Below are 13,362 nucleotides of genomic sequence, written 5' to 3'. Positions count from 1 at the left end.
GACACCAGTGGGACGACGGGGACCACGGGAACGAGAGGGACGGTGGGCCGGATGGGCCGGTGGGAGCGGGCGCTGGACGCGGCAGGGGTCCGGGAGCCCGGGCTGCGGGCGGAGTACGGGCGGCAGCGCGAGCAGGTGACCCGCTACCGCCGCGAGGTCGCGGTGGCCGCCGGGCTGCTGCTGCCGGAGCGGACGGTCCCGCACGTGATCGCCGCGGCCGCGTTCATGCACCGCACGGACACCCTGCTCGACAGCGGCCCGCTCGCCGGCCGCCGGGAGGCCGCGGCCCGGTGGCGGGCGCAGGTCACCGACAGCCTCGCCGCCGGCCGCACCGACGACCCCGGGCTGCGCCCCCTGCTGAACAGCGCGGCCGCCCACCCCGTGCTGCGCGACCGGGTCCTGGAGTACCTCGCGGCGGCCGACGCCGACCTCGACTTCACCGGGTTCGCCACCGAGGAGGACTACCAGCGCTACGTGGACGGGTACTCGTTGCCGGGCTTCATGGTCGTCGCCGCGCTGCTCGGACCGCCCGGCGACCAGCACGCCTACCGGGCCGCCTGCCGGACCTTCATCGACGGCAGCCAGCGGCTCGACTTCGTCAACGACCTCGCCGAGGACCTCGCGGACGGCCGCCTCACCGTCCCCGCGCGGGCGCTGGAGCGGCACGGCGTCACCCGCGCCGACCTGGAGCAGGCGCGCGACCTGCCGGCCGTGCGGGCCCTGCTCGGCGAACTGCTCGACACCGCGGACCGCACCCTGGCCGAGGGCCGGGCCGTCATCGGCCTCGTACCGCCCGCGCACCGGCCGATGGTCCGCTGCGTCGTCGAGGTGGAGACGCTCACCAGCGCCGCCGCCCGCGCCGACCTCGGCGCACTGCTGCACCGCTCCGCGAGCCCCGCCAAACCCGCCGCGCTGCGCCTGCTCGCCCGCGAGTACCTCCGGGCCCGCCGTCACCGCTGACGGCGGGCACCGCCCGGAAACCCGGTCGCCGCGAGAATCCGGCCCCCCGTATGATCGCCGGGTGAATCACGAGGTCATCGACGGCATACCGGTCATCTGGGCACCCGCGCCCGGCCCCCTGGAGGCCGCCCTGGTCTTCGGCTGCGGAGTGCGGGACGAGACGCTGCGCACGCTCGGGGTGACCCACCTCATCGAGCACCTCGCGATGAGCACGCTGCCCCGGCTGCACCACGACCACAACGCCTCCGTCGACCTGGAGGTCACCGAGTTCACCTGCTCCGGGCAGCCCGAGCAGGTCGTCGACTTCCTGGCCCGGGTCTGCACCGCGCTGGGCGACCTCCCGCTGGACCGCATCGACCGGGAGGCCGGCGTCCTGGAGGCCGAGGACGGCCGGGCCGCCGCGCCGCAGACCGGCGAACTCCTCTCCCACCGCTACGGCGTCAAGGGCGTGGGCCTGGCCGCCTACCGCGGCCCGGGCGCCGACCGGATCCCGGTCGAGGCCGTCCAGGAGGCCCGCGCCCGCTACTTCCACGCGGGCAACGCCGTCCTCGTCCTCACCGGACCGCCGCCCGCCGGGCTGCGCCTGCCGCTGCCCGGCGGCGAACGGCCCGGGCACGACCGCAGCCTGCCCGCCCTGCCGACCGGGCCGTCCTGGCGACCGGAGGACGTCCCCGGCCCCGGCCTCGCCCTGAACGGCGTGCTCGCCGACGACGCACTGCGGCTGGCCCTCGACGTCTTCGCGCAGCGCCTGCGCGACAGCGCGCGCCACGAGCACGGGCTCTCCTACGACGTCGGCGGCGCCTGCACGGACGCCGGGGACGGCCGCGGCGAGTTCACCGTCCTCGTCGACGCCCGGGAAGGCCAGGAGCAGAAGGTCAGCGAGCTGCTCTGGCAGGAGGCCGTCCGGCTGGCCCGCGACGGGGTCACCGAGCAGGAGCTCGCCGAGGAGCGCGAGGCGCTGCGCGAGGCCTGGACCGATCCGCGCGCCACCATCCTCGAACTCGGGTCCGCCGCCGCCCGCTCGCTCTTCGGCCAGCCGTACCGGGACGCGCGGACCCGTCTCGCGGCGGCCGCCGCCGTCACGCCCGAACAGGCCCGGCAGGCCTTCGCCGGGGCGCTGGGCACCGCGCTGCTGGTCGTGCCCGAGTCCGCCGAGGTCGAGCCGCGCCTGCCGGACGGCACGCCGGTGCCGCGCCACCGCTGCACCGGCCACACCGCCCTGCCCGAGGGCGGCCAGGTCTTCCGGCCCGCGCTGAGCGACCGGCTGCGCTTCTCGGCGGCCCGCCGCACCCGGCTGGTCGTCGACGCCACCGGGGTGTGGGCGCGCGAGCCCGACGGGGAGATCCACCACGTGCCGTTCGACGACGTCGCGGCGGTCGAGGTGCGCGGGGCCGGCCGGGTCGTCTTCGGGCACAGCACCTGCTTCGTCCCGGTCGTGCCGGACCTCTTCGCCAACCTCGGGCCCGCGCTGCAGGCGATCGACGCCGCCGTCCCGGCGCACCTCGTCTACCACGCCTCCGCGCTGCGCGCCGCCGACTGACCCCGCCGACCGAGCCGCCCGACCCACTCGCCGGCCGACGCCGGCCCGCGCGCCGGGCCGTCCGCCCCTGCCAGAAGGAACCACCGTGCCCACCTACGCGGCCATCACCTCCGCCCCCGCCGACCGGGTGCTCCCCGCCCTCGCGCGCGGCAAGCGCGGCGGTTACCTCTACGCCGGGCCGGAGGGCACCGGCCTGCTGTTCGACCCGCCGAAGCCCCGGTTCGGCCGGATCAGCCGCAGCCGGATCATGGACCCCGCGTGGTCGCTCGCCGTCGAGAGCAAGACCGCGGTCTGGCTGCTGGAGGACGCCGAGTGGGGCCTGTGCGTCACGGTGTGCTTCCCCGGCGGCGGGTACGAGACCCTGGGCTGGGCCCGGGACTGGACCCCGCCCGCCGACCCGGCCGAGTACGCCGCCCACCGGGCCGGCTGGGACGCGTCCTGCGGGAAGATCGGGACCAAGGCCGGCCTGGCCGACCCGGCCGCGCTCAGCGGGCTGCGCAACGACCCGGCGCCGGACGGCGGCCGCACCTCCTCCGAGGAGCTGATGGGCCGGCTGTGCGAGCTGGTCGGCGCGCCCGCCGTGGTGATCGGCCAGTCCCTCGGCCTGCAGGCCGGTCCGGCCGGGCGCGACTTCGTCCGCTTCGAGGCCAAGGGGCGCTGAGGTCGCGCGGCACCGGGTTCCTACAGCGCCGGCCCCCGCCCCGCAGGACCGTCAGGGCAGGGTCGGCACGCGGTCGCCGGGGCCGGCCGGGTCGTCGTGGATGACCACGAGGATCGCGGCCGGCGCCTCCCCGGTGGAGCGGCAGCGGTGCGGCAGGGCCGCGTTGAAGTAGACGCTGTCGCCGGGGGCGAGGGCGACGGTCCGCTCCGGGAACTCCAGTTCGGCGGTACCCTCGTGGACGAAGAGGAACTCCTCGCCCGCGTGGGACTTGAACGGCGCGTCGGCGGGCTCCAGCGGCGGGTGCATCATGAACGGCACCATCTGCTTGCCCGCCAGCCCCGTGGCGATGCCCTCGTAGCGCGCGGTGCCGGCGCCGGTCCGCCCGGCCATCGGGGTCCGCTCGCCGGCCCGCACCACGGTGACCAGCTCGGGCTCGACCTCGTCCGAGAAGAGCCGCCCGACGTCCACGTTCAGCGCGTGCGCGAGCTTGAGCGCGGTGGAGATCGACGGGTCGCTGAGGCCGCGCTCCACCTTGGAGAGGTAGCTCTTGGTGACGCCGACCTGCGCCGCCAACGCCTCCAGGCTGAGCCGGTTCTGCTTCCTCAGCACCCTCACCCGGCTGCTCATGGGCCGCCCCTCACCACCTGTCGCCACCGCGGAACGTTCCGGTCCAGTATCCCAGCACCGCGGCGCCGTTCCGTCGGCGGCCGTCCGTACCCTCGCCTACCCCTCTCCCCCGCGCCGGCTCCGCTGCCCCGTCAGTGCCCTTCGAGGTCGTCGGGGCGCACCGCGATGTGGTCGGGGGCGAGTTCGACGGCGACGCGGTGCTCCATGCCGAGCGCCTCCAGGAACTTCGCCGGGAGCTGGACCCGGCCGGTGCGGTCCAGCATGACGTACTCGGTCTCGTTCACCGACTCCTCGCCGTGCTCGTCGGTGAGGGTACGGCGGAGCACCTCGCTGCTGGTGCGGCCGTCGCGGATGGCGACGGTGCGGCGGACCTCGCCGGCCACCATCGGGTCGTGGGTGACGATGACGACGGTGGCGCCGAGGTCGCGGTTGACGGTGCGGAAGGCCTCGAAGATGCTCGCCCCGGTCTCCGAGTCCAGCTCGCCGGTGGGCTCGTCGGCGAGCAGCACCGGCGGGTTGTTGGCCATGGCGACGGCGATGGCGACGCGCTGCTGCTGGCCGCCGGACATCTCGCTCGGCCGCCGGCGGGCGAGTTCGCCGATCCCCAGCGCCTCCAGCAGTTCGGCGACCCGGGCGGCCTGCCGGCGCGCGCCGCCGTGCGTCTTGCGGCCGCCGCGCAGCTGCATCGGCAGGGCGATGTTCTCGGCGGCGGTGAGGAAGGGCAGCAGGTTGCGGGCGGTCTGCTGCCAGATGAAGCCGACCACCTCGCGGCGGTAGCGCAACCGCTCGCGGGGGGACATCTCCAGCAAGTCGCAGCCGGCGACGGTGGCGGTGCCGGCAGTCGGCACGTCCAGTCCGGCGAGGATGGTCAGCAGGGTGGACTTGCCGCTGCCGGAGGCACCGACCAGGGCGACCAGGTCGCCCTGCCGGATGGTCAGTTCGAGGCCCTGCAGGGCCTGCACCTCGACGCCCTGGGCGCTGAAGATGCGGACCAGCCGGTCGCAGACGATCGCGGCGTCCGCGGCGTGGGCGCTCCTGGGCCCGGCCGCGGCGGCGCGCGCCCGCTCCTGGAGTTCCTGGAAGGTGGGGGCCTGGGCGGTCTGCTGGTCCTGGGCGCTGCCGTTCACCGCGGCTCTCCTCTCGTCGGCGCTGGGGTGGTGGTGTCGGGGTCGGTCGGGCGCGGGGGGTGTCATCGCTGGTCCCCCGCGCGCAGTTCGGTGGCGATCTGGCGCCGGCCGGCGATGAGCGCCTCGGCGACGATGCCGGCCGCGACGAGGGCGGTGAGGCCGAGGGTCGGCAGCAGGACCGGCGGGACGGCGATCGGCAGGCCGCGCGCGATCTGCGCGCCGACCAGGATCGACAGGTCGAAGGCCGGGCCGAGCAGGGCGACCGCGGCGAGCGCGACGAGGCCGCCGCCGACGGCCGCGACGAGGGTCTGCGGCAGCGTCTCGACCAGGATCAGCGCCAGGCCCTGCCGGGGGCGCAGGCCCATGGTGCGCAGCCGCGCGAGCAGCGCGGTGCGTTCGGGGGCGGCCCGGACCAGGGTGAGCAGGACGGCGAGCAGGGCGAGCGCGCCGGCGCCGAGGACGGCGGCCCAGAACAGCCGGGCGGCGGACTCCTGGAGCGGGTCGTCGGCGAGTTCGGCGGTGACGCCCGCGCTGGTGCGCACGGTGTAGCCGGTCGGCAGGGCTTCCCCCTGGTCCGCGGACCCGGCGGAGCCGACCCGCGCGCCGCGTTCGGTGTCGCTGGCGATCCGTTCGCGCACCAGGCTCCGCAGTGCGCCCTCGTCCACCGGGCCGGTGGCCAGCCAGAGGTTGGCGCGGCCGAGTTCGGGGGCGAGGGCGACGGCCGGGCCGGCCGGCAGGACGACGAACAGCCGGCCGTCGCCCTGGAGGGCGGGGGTGGCGTCGATCGTGCCGGCGGTGGCGGTGAGCAGTTCGGCGCCGTTCGGCAGGCGCAGTCGGTGGGTGGCTGCCGGGCCCAGCTGCCTGGCGAGTTCGGCGGAGACCAGGGCGGGCACGGGGGCGTCCGGGCCCCCCGCGCCACCGGACAGCGCGGCCGGGTCGAAGGCGCCGCGCCCGAGCGAGCGGGAGATCTCCGCGTAGGCGGCGGGGTCGGCGACGACGGCGAAGACCCGGGTGGCGCCGTTGCCGCCGAGCACGAACACCTCGGTGTCGGCCCAGACCGGGGCGGAGGCCCGGATACCGGGCAGCTCGGCCGCCGCGGCGGCGAAGGCGGAGGATACGGTGACGCCGACCGGGACGATGACGGAGGCGTCGCCGCCGACGCTCAGCCGGGCGGCGCGGGTGCGCCCGGTGTCGACGGCGCCCAGCACGGTGGCGCCGAAGCCGGCGGTGGTGACGGCGAGCAGCAGCGCGAGCAACGGCAGCACGGCGGCGCCCGGCCGGCCGCCGGTGCCGCGGGCGGCACGGGTCAGGCCGAGGAAGCCGACGGCGCCCGGGCGCCGGGCGGCGACCCGGGTGAGCGCGCCGACCAGCAGTGGCTGGAGGCGGGCGAGCAGCAGCCCGCCGGTGAGGGCGAGCAGCAGCGGGGCGAGGACCAGCAGCGGGTCGGCACCCTCGCCGGCGGTGGCGACGCCGCGCCGCCGGACCTCCGCCACGGCGGTGACCGTCAGGGCCAGGACGGCGAGTTCGACGACCACGCGGCGCCGGCCGGAGCCGGGCCGGGGGCGTGCCCACAGCCGCGCGGCGCGCAGCGGGAGGGCGAGCAGGGTGAACAGGGCGACGGCCGAGGCGGCCAGCACGGCGCCGCCCCAGCGCGGGGTGGGCAGCAGCCACAGGGCGAGCGCGGTCGCGACGGCGGCGGCCGGCAGGACGGTCACCGCGCCCTCGCCGAGCAGCCGCAGCAGCACCCCGGACCGCGAGCCGCCGCGGGCCTGGAGCAGCCGCAGTTCGGCGGCGCGCCGGTCGCCGGTGAGCGCGGCGGCCAGGCAGAGCACGACCATGCCGACACCCGCGAGGCCGGCCGGGCCGATCGCGGCGAGCGGCGCGGCGGCCTCCTGCCGCTCGGTGGCCTGGCGGAAGAGCTCGGGCAGCGCGGAGTTCATGTGCAGGCCGGGGCGCCGGGTCTCGTTGGCCAGGGTGTTGGCGGTGTGCCCGGTGAGGTACGAGGCGACGTCCCGCTCGGTCGCGGCGAGCCGGTCGGCACGCAGGCTGTCGACGTCGACGGGCAGCCGCCAGAAGTCCTGCGCGCCGGTCTGCCAGGTCCGCACCCGTTCGAGGGCGGAGCCGTCGACGAGTGCGGCGGTGCGCCAGTAGGCGGCGGGCTCCTTGCCGGTGGTGTAGTTGAGGCAGGCCCGGTTGAGGCAGGACAGGTCGGTCCAGTAGGGGTCGTTCTGGTCGGCGACGTCGACGATGCCGACCACCAGGGCCTGGGGCGCCTTTTCGTCACTGGTGGCCGAGGCGGTCTCCAGGATGTCGCCGAGGTGGATCCGGACGGTCTCGGCGACGTCGCGGCTGATCGCGATCTGGACGGGCCGGCCCGGCGTGGGGGCGTCCGGCCAACTGCCGTCGGCGAGCGTCACGTGGTCGCGCAGGCCCTGCACGTAGAGCAGGTCCATCACCGGGTCGGCCTTCTCGGGCCTGGCCAGGCCCGGGTTGGTGAGGGAACGCGGCTTGCCGGTGCGGCTGCCGTAGACCGGGCCGCCGGGCGCGACGCGGAAGGTGGCGCCGGTGTGCGCGGTGAGCAGGGCGGCGGCATCGTCAAGGCCCTTGGCGTCGCCGCGCAGGTCGGCGGTGGCGAGGATGCTGGTCGCGGCCGGCCCCCGGTCGCGCAGGAACTCGCGCAGGCCCTGGTCGGCGGTCCGGTCCAGCAGGCGCGGGAAGGCGGCCGCGAGGAAGACGGTGCCGAGCGCGAGCACGGCGGTGAGCAGCGCGGCGAGCGGGGTCGCGCGGAGCCGGGTGCGCACCCAGGCCGCAGGGCGGTGGGCGGCCTCCGGGCCGGCGTCGGCGGACCGGGGGGCCGCGGTTCCGGCCGGGCTGGTCACATCTCCTCCAGGTGCCGCAGTCGTTGGGCCACGTCGCGCCGGCGGCGGCCGCCGAGCAGGGCCGAGAGCAGGGGGACGGCGGCGATCGCGGCGGCCAGCAGGACGGCGGTGCCGAGCGGCAGGTCGACGACGGCGTCCGGGACGGGGCGGCGGGCCTCCGGGGTGAGCACCACGAGCGGCACGATCAGCCGCACGATCAGGGCGCCGAGGGCGAGGCCGACGACGCTGCCGAGGCCGACCAGGACGGCCTGTTCGGCGGTGGCCGTGCGGATCAGGCGGCGCCTGGGGGCGCCGAGGGCCAGCAGCAGCGCGGAGTCGCGGGAGCGCTCGGCCGCGGCGGCGGCCGAGGCGGCGGCGAAGCCAATGGCGGCGAGCACCGTGGTGACGAGGGCGATGGCGGCGAGCGCGTTCTGCGGGGCCGCGCTGAGCGGGTCGCCGAGCAGGTCGGCGGCGACCTCGTCGCGGAGCTGGAGCCCGGGTGTGCCGGCGGCCGCGCGCAGGGCGGCGGCCGCCTGGGCGGGGACCTGGTCGTCCGGGCCGGTGGCGGGCAGCCACCACTCGGTGGGCAAGGGGGTCTCCCGGCCGGTGGCGGCGAGCGCCCGGCCGACGGTACCGAGGTCGACCAGCAGGGCGGTACCGCCGGCGACGGGCAGCGATTCGACCTCGCCGGTGATCTTCACCTGCACGGTGGCGAGGCCGAACGGCACGCGGATGGTCGAGCCGACGGCGGAGCCGGTGGCGGCCAGGTAGCCGCGGGTGGCGACGCCGGTGATCTCGGCCGGCGGGTTGGCGCCGGCCGGGGTCATGACGGCGCGCTGCGTGCCGCGGTTGCCGGTGACGGACCAGTAGCGCGCGCTCAGCAGCAGCCGGTCGTCGCCCTGGCCGGGGAGGAGCTCCACGTGGGCGTCGTGGTCGGTGCCGTCGCCGGTGTTGGCCCAGCCGAAGCCGGCGGGGACGGCGGCCGGCACGGCGGGGGACGTCGCGTCGTCGGCGGCGGCGAGCCGGCGGACGGTCAGGACGCCGCCGTCGGTGGGGCCGAAGGAGAGGGTCACGCCGACGACGGTCAGCGGCGCGGACACCGAACTGCGTCCGCCGTCGGTGAGCCCGGCGAGGTTCGCGGTGACGCGGCCCTCGCCGGAGGCGGGGATGCCGCGGAGCGGGGCGACGAAGGAGACGTCGTGGCGGTCTCGCAGCAGCAGCCAGACGTCCGGGGCCCGGACCGGAGGCGGCAGGGCCTCGCCGGGGATCGGCAGCCGCGCGTCGGGCGTGAAGGTGACCTCGGCCTCGATGCGCTGCGGACGCCCGGGGAGCGGGATTCCGGCCGCGGCCCCGGCGGGCGGGTTCTCGGCGAGCGGGGTGAACAGCCGCTTCGGGTCCTGTCCGTCGAGCAGGTCGGAGCGGACCGGGACGCGCTCGGCGAAGGCGGCGGCGTCCAGGGCGAGGATCTGTCCGTGGCCGTTGTCGGGCAGGGACTGCTCCTGGCGGCTGACGGGGACGATCCGGTCGCCGCCGGGCAGGGCGGCGAACCGGCTGCCCTGGCCCAGCGGGTCGGTGTGGATGCCGTGGATGCGCAGGCCGCCGGCGGTGGCGAAGGAGGCCTGGTCCTGCTGGGAGGTGTTCCAGGTGTCGTGCTGGCCGAGCGCGAGGACGCCGGTGGAGACGCCGAGCACCAGCAGCAGCACCGGCCCGGCGGCCCGGCCGGGGCGGCGGGCGAGCTGCCAGCCGACCAGGGCGGGGCCGAGGCCCCGGCCGCGCGCGGCGATCCGGGCGCCGAGCCGGGCGACGAGCGGCAGCAGCCGCAGCGCGAGCAGGGTGCCGGCGCCGAGGGCGAGTGTGGGAGTGGCGACCAGGACCGGGTCCAGACCGAGGCGGCCGTCGGCGTCCGGGGACAATCCGCCGCTGTACTGGGCGAGTTGCTGGTAGGCGAGGACGGCCAGGGCGAGCAGCGCGAGGTCGGCGCCGGAGCGGGCGGCGCCCGCGGCCAGGGCCTGGCGGCTGCCGGCCCGGCGCAGCACGGCGGCGCCGGCACCGCGCAGCAGGGCGGGCACGGCGGCGAGCAGGACGCAGCCGAGGGCGCAGGCGATCGCGACCGGCCAGAGGGTCCAGCGCAGCGAGGTGTCCAGCGGCACGTGGCGCAGCGGGCCGAAGCCGCCGAGGACGCGCAGCAGGAGCGGGGTGAACAGCGGGGCGAGCAAGGCGGCGGGCAGGGCGAGCAGCAGCGCCTCGGTGGCGCTGAACCCGCCGAGGCGCAGGCCGGAGGCGCCGCGGGCGGCGAGCAGGGCGTTCTCGGCCTGCTGGCGGGTGGCGATGAGGTGGACGACGAGCAGCAGGGCCGCGGCGGCCAGCACGATCAGCTGGAGGGCGCCGATGAGCAGGGTGGAGCGGGCGACCACGGCGCTGGAGTCCAGCTCGCGCAGCAGGTCGGCGAGGCCGGTGCGGGCGATCAGCCCGGCGTTCTTGTTGAGGTCGTCGCCGGCCGGGGTGATCCGGCCGCGCAGGGCGTCCACCGCGGTGGCGCCGACGCCGCTGAAGTCGGCGTCGACCAGCCAGCTGCGGCCGTTCTGCGGGAGGCCGGCGGCGGTGAAGGCGGTGTCGTCGACGAGCAGCGGGCCGTAGGTGGTGAAGCCGCCGACCAGGACCTCGCGGCCCTGCAGCGGGTCGAGCCGCCAGTAGAGGTCGGTGGGGTCGTTGGCGCGGTAGACGCCGGTGATCCGGACGGTGAGCGGGGCGCCGCCGTAGCGGTCGGTGAGCCGGACCTCGGCGGGGAGGGCCTCGGCGGCGAGGCCGAGGCGGGTGAGCGCGGCCTGCGGGACGGCCGCCTGGACGGGGCCGGGGGCGCCGGGCGCGCCGGCGGCGGGCCAGTCGCCGGCGAGCAGGCGGACGTACTGGCGGTCGAGGGCGGCGAGGAGGGTGAGGTCGTCCTCCTTCGCCGCGCCGGGCTGCGGGGCGGCGGCGGAGGGCTGCGCGGCGGACGGCTGCGGGGCGGACGGAGTGCCCGCCTGCTTGCCCGTCGGGGCAGTCCCGGCGCCTCCCGACGGGCCGCCCGGCAGACCGTAGGAGCGACTGCGGGACAGCCCGCGGGTCTCGGTCGGCAGGTCGCCGAAGAGGGCGCGGGCGTAGTCGCCCACCGCCGCGTCGTCCTTGGCCCGCCGGTCCAGCCCGTGCTCGGAGTTGACCACCACGGTGGTCCTCGGATGCCCCTGGCCCTGGAGGGCCTGGCGCTGTCCGACCTCGCCGACGGTGTGCTGGAAGGCGACCAGCGCCGTGAGCACCGCCGTTGTGATCAGTACGGTGAGCAGGGCGGCGGCGGCCAGAGGCAGTCGCCCGCGCAGACGGCGCACGACGAAGCCGAGCATCCCGTTCCTCCCCCGGTCCTCAATGGTGTCCGCGCCGGCGCCGCCCGTACCGGGCGCACGTCTCCCACTGCGCGGATGGGCGCCCCTGGGGCGCCGTCACGATGATCACCGGCGCTTGATCACCGGATAGCGGACGATGCTGTCAGATCCGGTCAAGGAAGGGAAGGGACTTGCGCGAAGGATATAAGTAGTGAACAAATGCTCCGAACCGCAGCCGGACCACGCCTGACAACACGTCAGGGAAAACCGGTCTCGCGAAGCCATGAACACTTCAAACAAAGACCCGGCGCCGTCCCGTCGGCGGGGTGCGCCGGGCCCGCCCAGGGGGGACGCCGCATGACGCAGCAACCGGCCGGCACCGAGACCGCTCCCATGGTGGCCGTCACCGATGTCCACCGCAGCTTCGGCACCGGCGAGCGGGCCGTGCACGCCCTGCGCGGCGTCTCCTTCACCATCGGCCGGGGCGAACTCACCGCGCTCAAGGGCCGCTCGGGCTCCGGCAAGACCACCCTGCTCAACCTGGTCGGCGGCCTGGACGGCCCGACCGGCGGCACCATCACCCTCGACGGCACCGACCTCGGCGGCCTGGACGAGGAGGGCCGGCTCGCCCTGCGCCGGGACCGGCTGGGCTTCGTCTTCCAGTCCTTCGGCCTGCTCCCGGTGCTCACCGCCGCCGAGAACGTCGGCGTCCCGATGCGGCTGCGCAAGGTCCCGGCCGCCCAGCGCGAGGAGCGCGCCCGCACCCTGCTGGCCCTCGTCGGGCTGGCCGACCACGCCAACCAGCGCCCCGGCGAGCTGTCCGGCGGCCAGCAGCAGCGCGTCGCCATCGCCCGCGCGCTGGCCAACGAGCCCGACCTCATCATCGCCGACGAGCCGACCGGCCAGCTGGACTCGGAGACCGGCCGCGCGATCATGGAGCTGCTGCGCGCGGTCGTGCGCAGCGAGGGCGTCACCGTGCTGGTCGCCACCCACGACCCCAACCTCATGGAACTCGCGGACCGGGTGGTCGAGCTCCGCGACGGCCGCATCGTCGAGGAGGCCGAGGTCCCGGCCGGCTGAGGCTCCGGCCGGCTGAGGCTCCGGCCGGGCCGCGGCCGACCCGCGGCCCGCACTCCGGGCACGGGCACGACAGCGGCCGTACACCTCGGGACAAGTCCCGCCGCACTCCCGCTCCTAGCCTTCCGGAACGCGTCCGTCCCAGGACCGCGTTCGACCGAGAGTGGGGAGCGAGACGATGGTGGCAGCAGCGATGGAGGAAACCCCGGTGCGCGGGCCCGGCCCAGCGGCGGCCGGGACGGAGACGCCCGGGGCGGGGCCGGCCCCGGGCCCGGACGGGGCGGCCGCCGGCCGCCCGGAGCCGGACCTGAACGCCATGACGCGGATCAGCCTGCGGCCGATCGCCTCGCCGATGCCACTGGGCTTCTTCACCGTCGCCATCTCCTCCGCCGTGACCAGCAGCCTGCAACTCGGCCTGATCGACAGCGCGAACCGGCAGGCCGTGGCGCTCACGGTGTTCTCCGCCTTCGTACTCCAACTGCTGGTCGGCATCCTCGCGTTCGGCGCCCGGGACGTCATCGCCGCGACGCTGATGGGCGGGTTCGCCGGCGCCTGGCTGGCCAATGGGCTGGTCACCTCGACGGATGCCCACGGCGGGGCGCAGGTGCTGGGCGTGATGAACCTGGTGTTCACGGTGTTCGCCGCCCTGATGGCCTCGGTGGCACGGCCGAAGAGAGTGCTGTGGCTGCTCCTGATGGTCGCCGTGCCGCGCTACCTCACGGCCGGCCTGTTCGGCGTCTCCGGCGTGGAGTGGCTGGGCCGCGTCGCCGGCGCGCTCGGCATGCTCCTCGCGGCGGTCGCGATGTACGCCGCCTACGCCCTGATGCTGGAGGAGCTCCGCGGCAGGGAGGTCCTGTGGATCGGGCGCGGCGGCCACGTGCGGGACGCCATGCATGCCGGACTGGGCGACCAGTTGCAGCGTCTGGAGACCCAGGCGGGCGTGCGCCGGACCCTGTAGCCGGGCGGCGGCCCGGCCGTGCTCCCACCCGCCGCGTGACCGGGTGGGAGCACGGCCGAGTCGCCGTTCCGGTGCGGTGCGGCGGGTGCGGCGGGCGGGCGCGGACCGCCGCCGGTCCGCCCGGCGGGCGCCGAAGGGGGCGTCGAGTGTCGACAGCCGCCGACGCGCCGAGCGGCCGGCCGAGCGGCCGGCACCGCC

Annotated in this window: 9 protein-coding genes; 5 read left to right on the top strand and 4 right to left on the bottom strand. The window is 76.8% G+C overall.

Annotation, left to right across the window (positions count from 1 at the left end):
- The first annotated feature begins 51 nt into the window (after positions 1–51).
- From ACFC0B_RS02780 to ACFC0B_RS02770, 3 genes are all read left to right on the top strand, one after another.
- Entirely contained in the window at positions 52–960 is a 909-nt protein-coding gene (locus ACFC0B_RS02780) for a phytoene/squalene synthase family protein (RefSeq protein WP_376081181.1), read from the top strand.
- A 61-nt stretch (positions 961–1,021) separates the two neighbouring features.
- Positions 1,022–2,500: an insulinase family protein gene (locus ACFC0B_RS02775; protein ID WP_376081179.1), complete on the top strand. Its 1,479-nt coding sequence runs from the start codon at positions 1,022–1,024 to the stop codon at positions 2,498–2,500.
- Between the two features lie 85 nt (positions 2,501–2,585).
- Positions 2,586–3,161: a hypothetical protein gene (locus ACFC0B_RS02770; protein ID WP_376081176.1), complete on the top strand. Its 576-nt coding sequence runs from the start codon at positions 2,586–2,588 to the stop codon at positions 3,159–3,161.
- 51 nt (positions 3,162–3,212) lie between these two features.
- Here ACFC0B_RS02770 and ACFC0B_RS02765 read toward each other — a convergent pair whose 3' ends face one another.
- The 4 genes from ACFC0B_RS02765 to ACFC0B_RS02750 all read right to left on the bottom strand — a co-directional run bounded on the left by ACFC0B_RS02765 (position 3,213) and on the right by ACFC0B_RS02750 (position 11,150).
- Entirely contained in the window at positions 3,213–3,788 is a 576-nt protein-coding gene (locus tag ACFC0B_RS02765) for a helix-turn-helix domain-containing protein (RefSeq protein ID WP_376081173.1), read from the bottom strand.
- Between the two features lie 131 nt (positions 3,789–3,919).
- On the bottom strand, positions 3,920–4,915 hold the full coding sequence (locus ACFC0B_RS02760) for an ABC transporter ATP-binding protein (protein ID WP_376081170.1): 996 nt from the start codon (positions 4,913–4,915) through the stop codon (positions 3,920–3,922).
- A 62-nt stretch (positions 4,916–4,977) separates the two neighbouring features.
- A complete protein-coding gene (locus tag ACFC0B_RS02755) occupies positions 4,978–7,794 on the bottom strand; it encodes an FtsX-like permease family protein (protein ID WP_376081167.1) in 2,817 nt (938 codons plus the stop codon).
- Positions 7,791–11,150, bottom strand: a complete 3,360-nt coding sequence (locus tag ACFC0B_RS02750) for an FtsX-like permease family protein (protein WP_376081165.1) — start codon at positions 11,148–11,150, stop codon at positions 7,791–7,793. The genes ACFC0B_RS02755 and ACFC0B_RS02750 overlap by 4 nt, the downstream gene beginning before the upstream one ends.
- Before the next feature lie 336 nt (positions 11,151–11,486).
- Between ACFC0B_RS02750 and ACFC0B_RS02745 the strand changes: the two genes are divergently transcribed.
- Positions 11,487–12,209 carry an ABC transporter ATP-binding protein gene (locus ACFC0B_RS02745; RefSeq protein ID WP_376081162.1) on the top strand — a complete coding sequence of 241 codons (723 nt, stop codon included), beginning with the start codon at positions 11,487–11,489 and terminating at the stop codon, positions 12,207–12,209.
- A gap of 175 nt (positions 12,210–12,384) precedes the next feature.
- Positions 12,385–13,164: a GPR1/FUN34/YaaH family transporter gene (locus ACFC0B_RS02740; protein ID WP_376081159.1), complete on the top strand. Its 780-nt coding sequence runs from the start codon at positions 12,385–12,387 to the stop codon at positions 13,162–13,164.
- Positions 13,165–13,362: the final 198 nt, after the last annotated feature.

This window comes from Kitasatospora sp. NPDC056184, assembly GCF_042268405.1.
Classification (GTDB): Bacteria; Actinomycetota; Actinomycetes; order Streptomycetales; family Streptomycetaceae; genus Kitasatospora.
The sequence above is the reverse complement of the archived record's forward strand: the minus strand, read 5'-3'. Positions and strand labels throughout refer to the sequence as shown.

What these genes read in the sequence shown, in the direction of transcription:
- ACFC0B_RS02745 (WP_376081162.1), top strand. Translation starts at nt 11,487, where the DNA reads ATGACGCAGCAACCGGCCGGCACCGAGACCGCTCCCATGGTGGCCGTC.
- ACFC0B_RS02740 (WP_376081159.1), top strand. Translation starts at nt 12,385, where the DNA reads ATGGTGGCAGCAGCGATGGAGGAAACCCCGGTGCGCGGGCCCGGCCCA.
- ACFC0B_RS02780 (WP_376081181.1), top strand. Translation starts at nt 52, where the DNA reads ATGGGCCGGTGGGAGCGGGCGCTGGACGCGGCAGGGGTCCGGGAGCCC.
- ACFC0B_RS02765 (WP_376081173.1), bottom strand. Translation starts at nt 3,788, where the DNA reads ATGAGCAGCCGGGTGAGGGTGCTGAGGAAGCAGAACCGGCTCAGCCTG.
- ACFC0B_RS02750 (WP_376081165.1), bottom strand. Translation starts at nt 11,150, where the DNA reads ATGCTCGGCTTCGTCGTGCGCCGTCTGCGCGGGCGACTGCCTCTGGCC.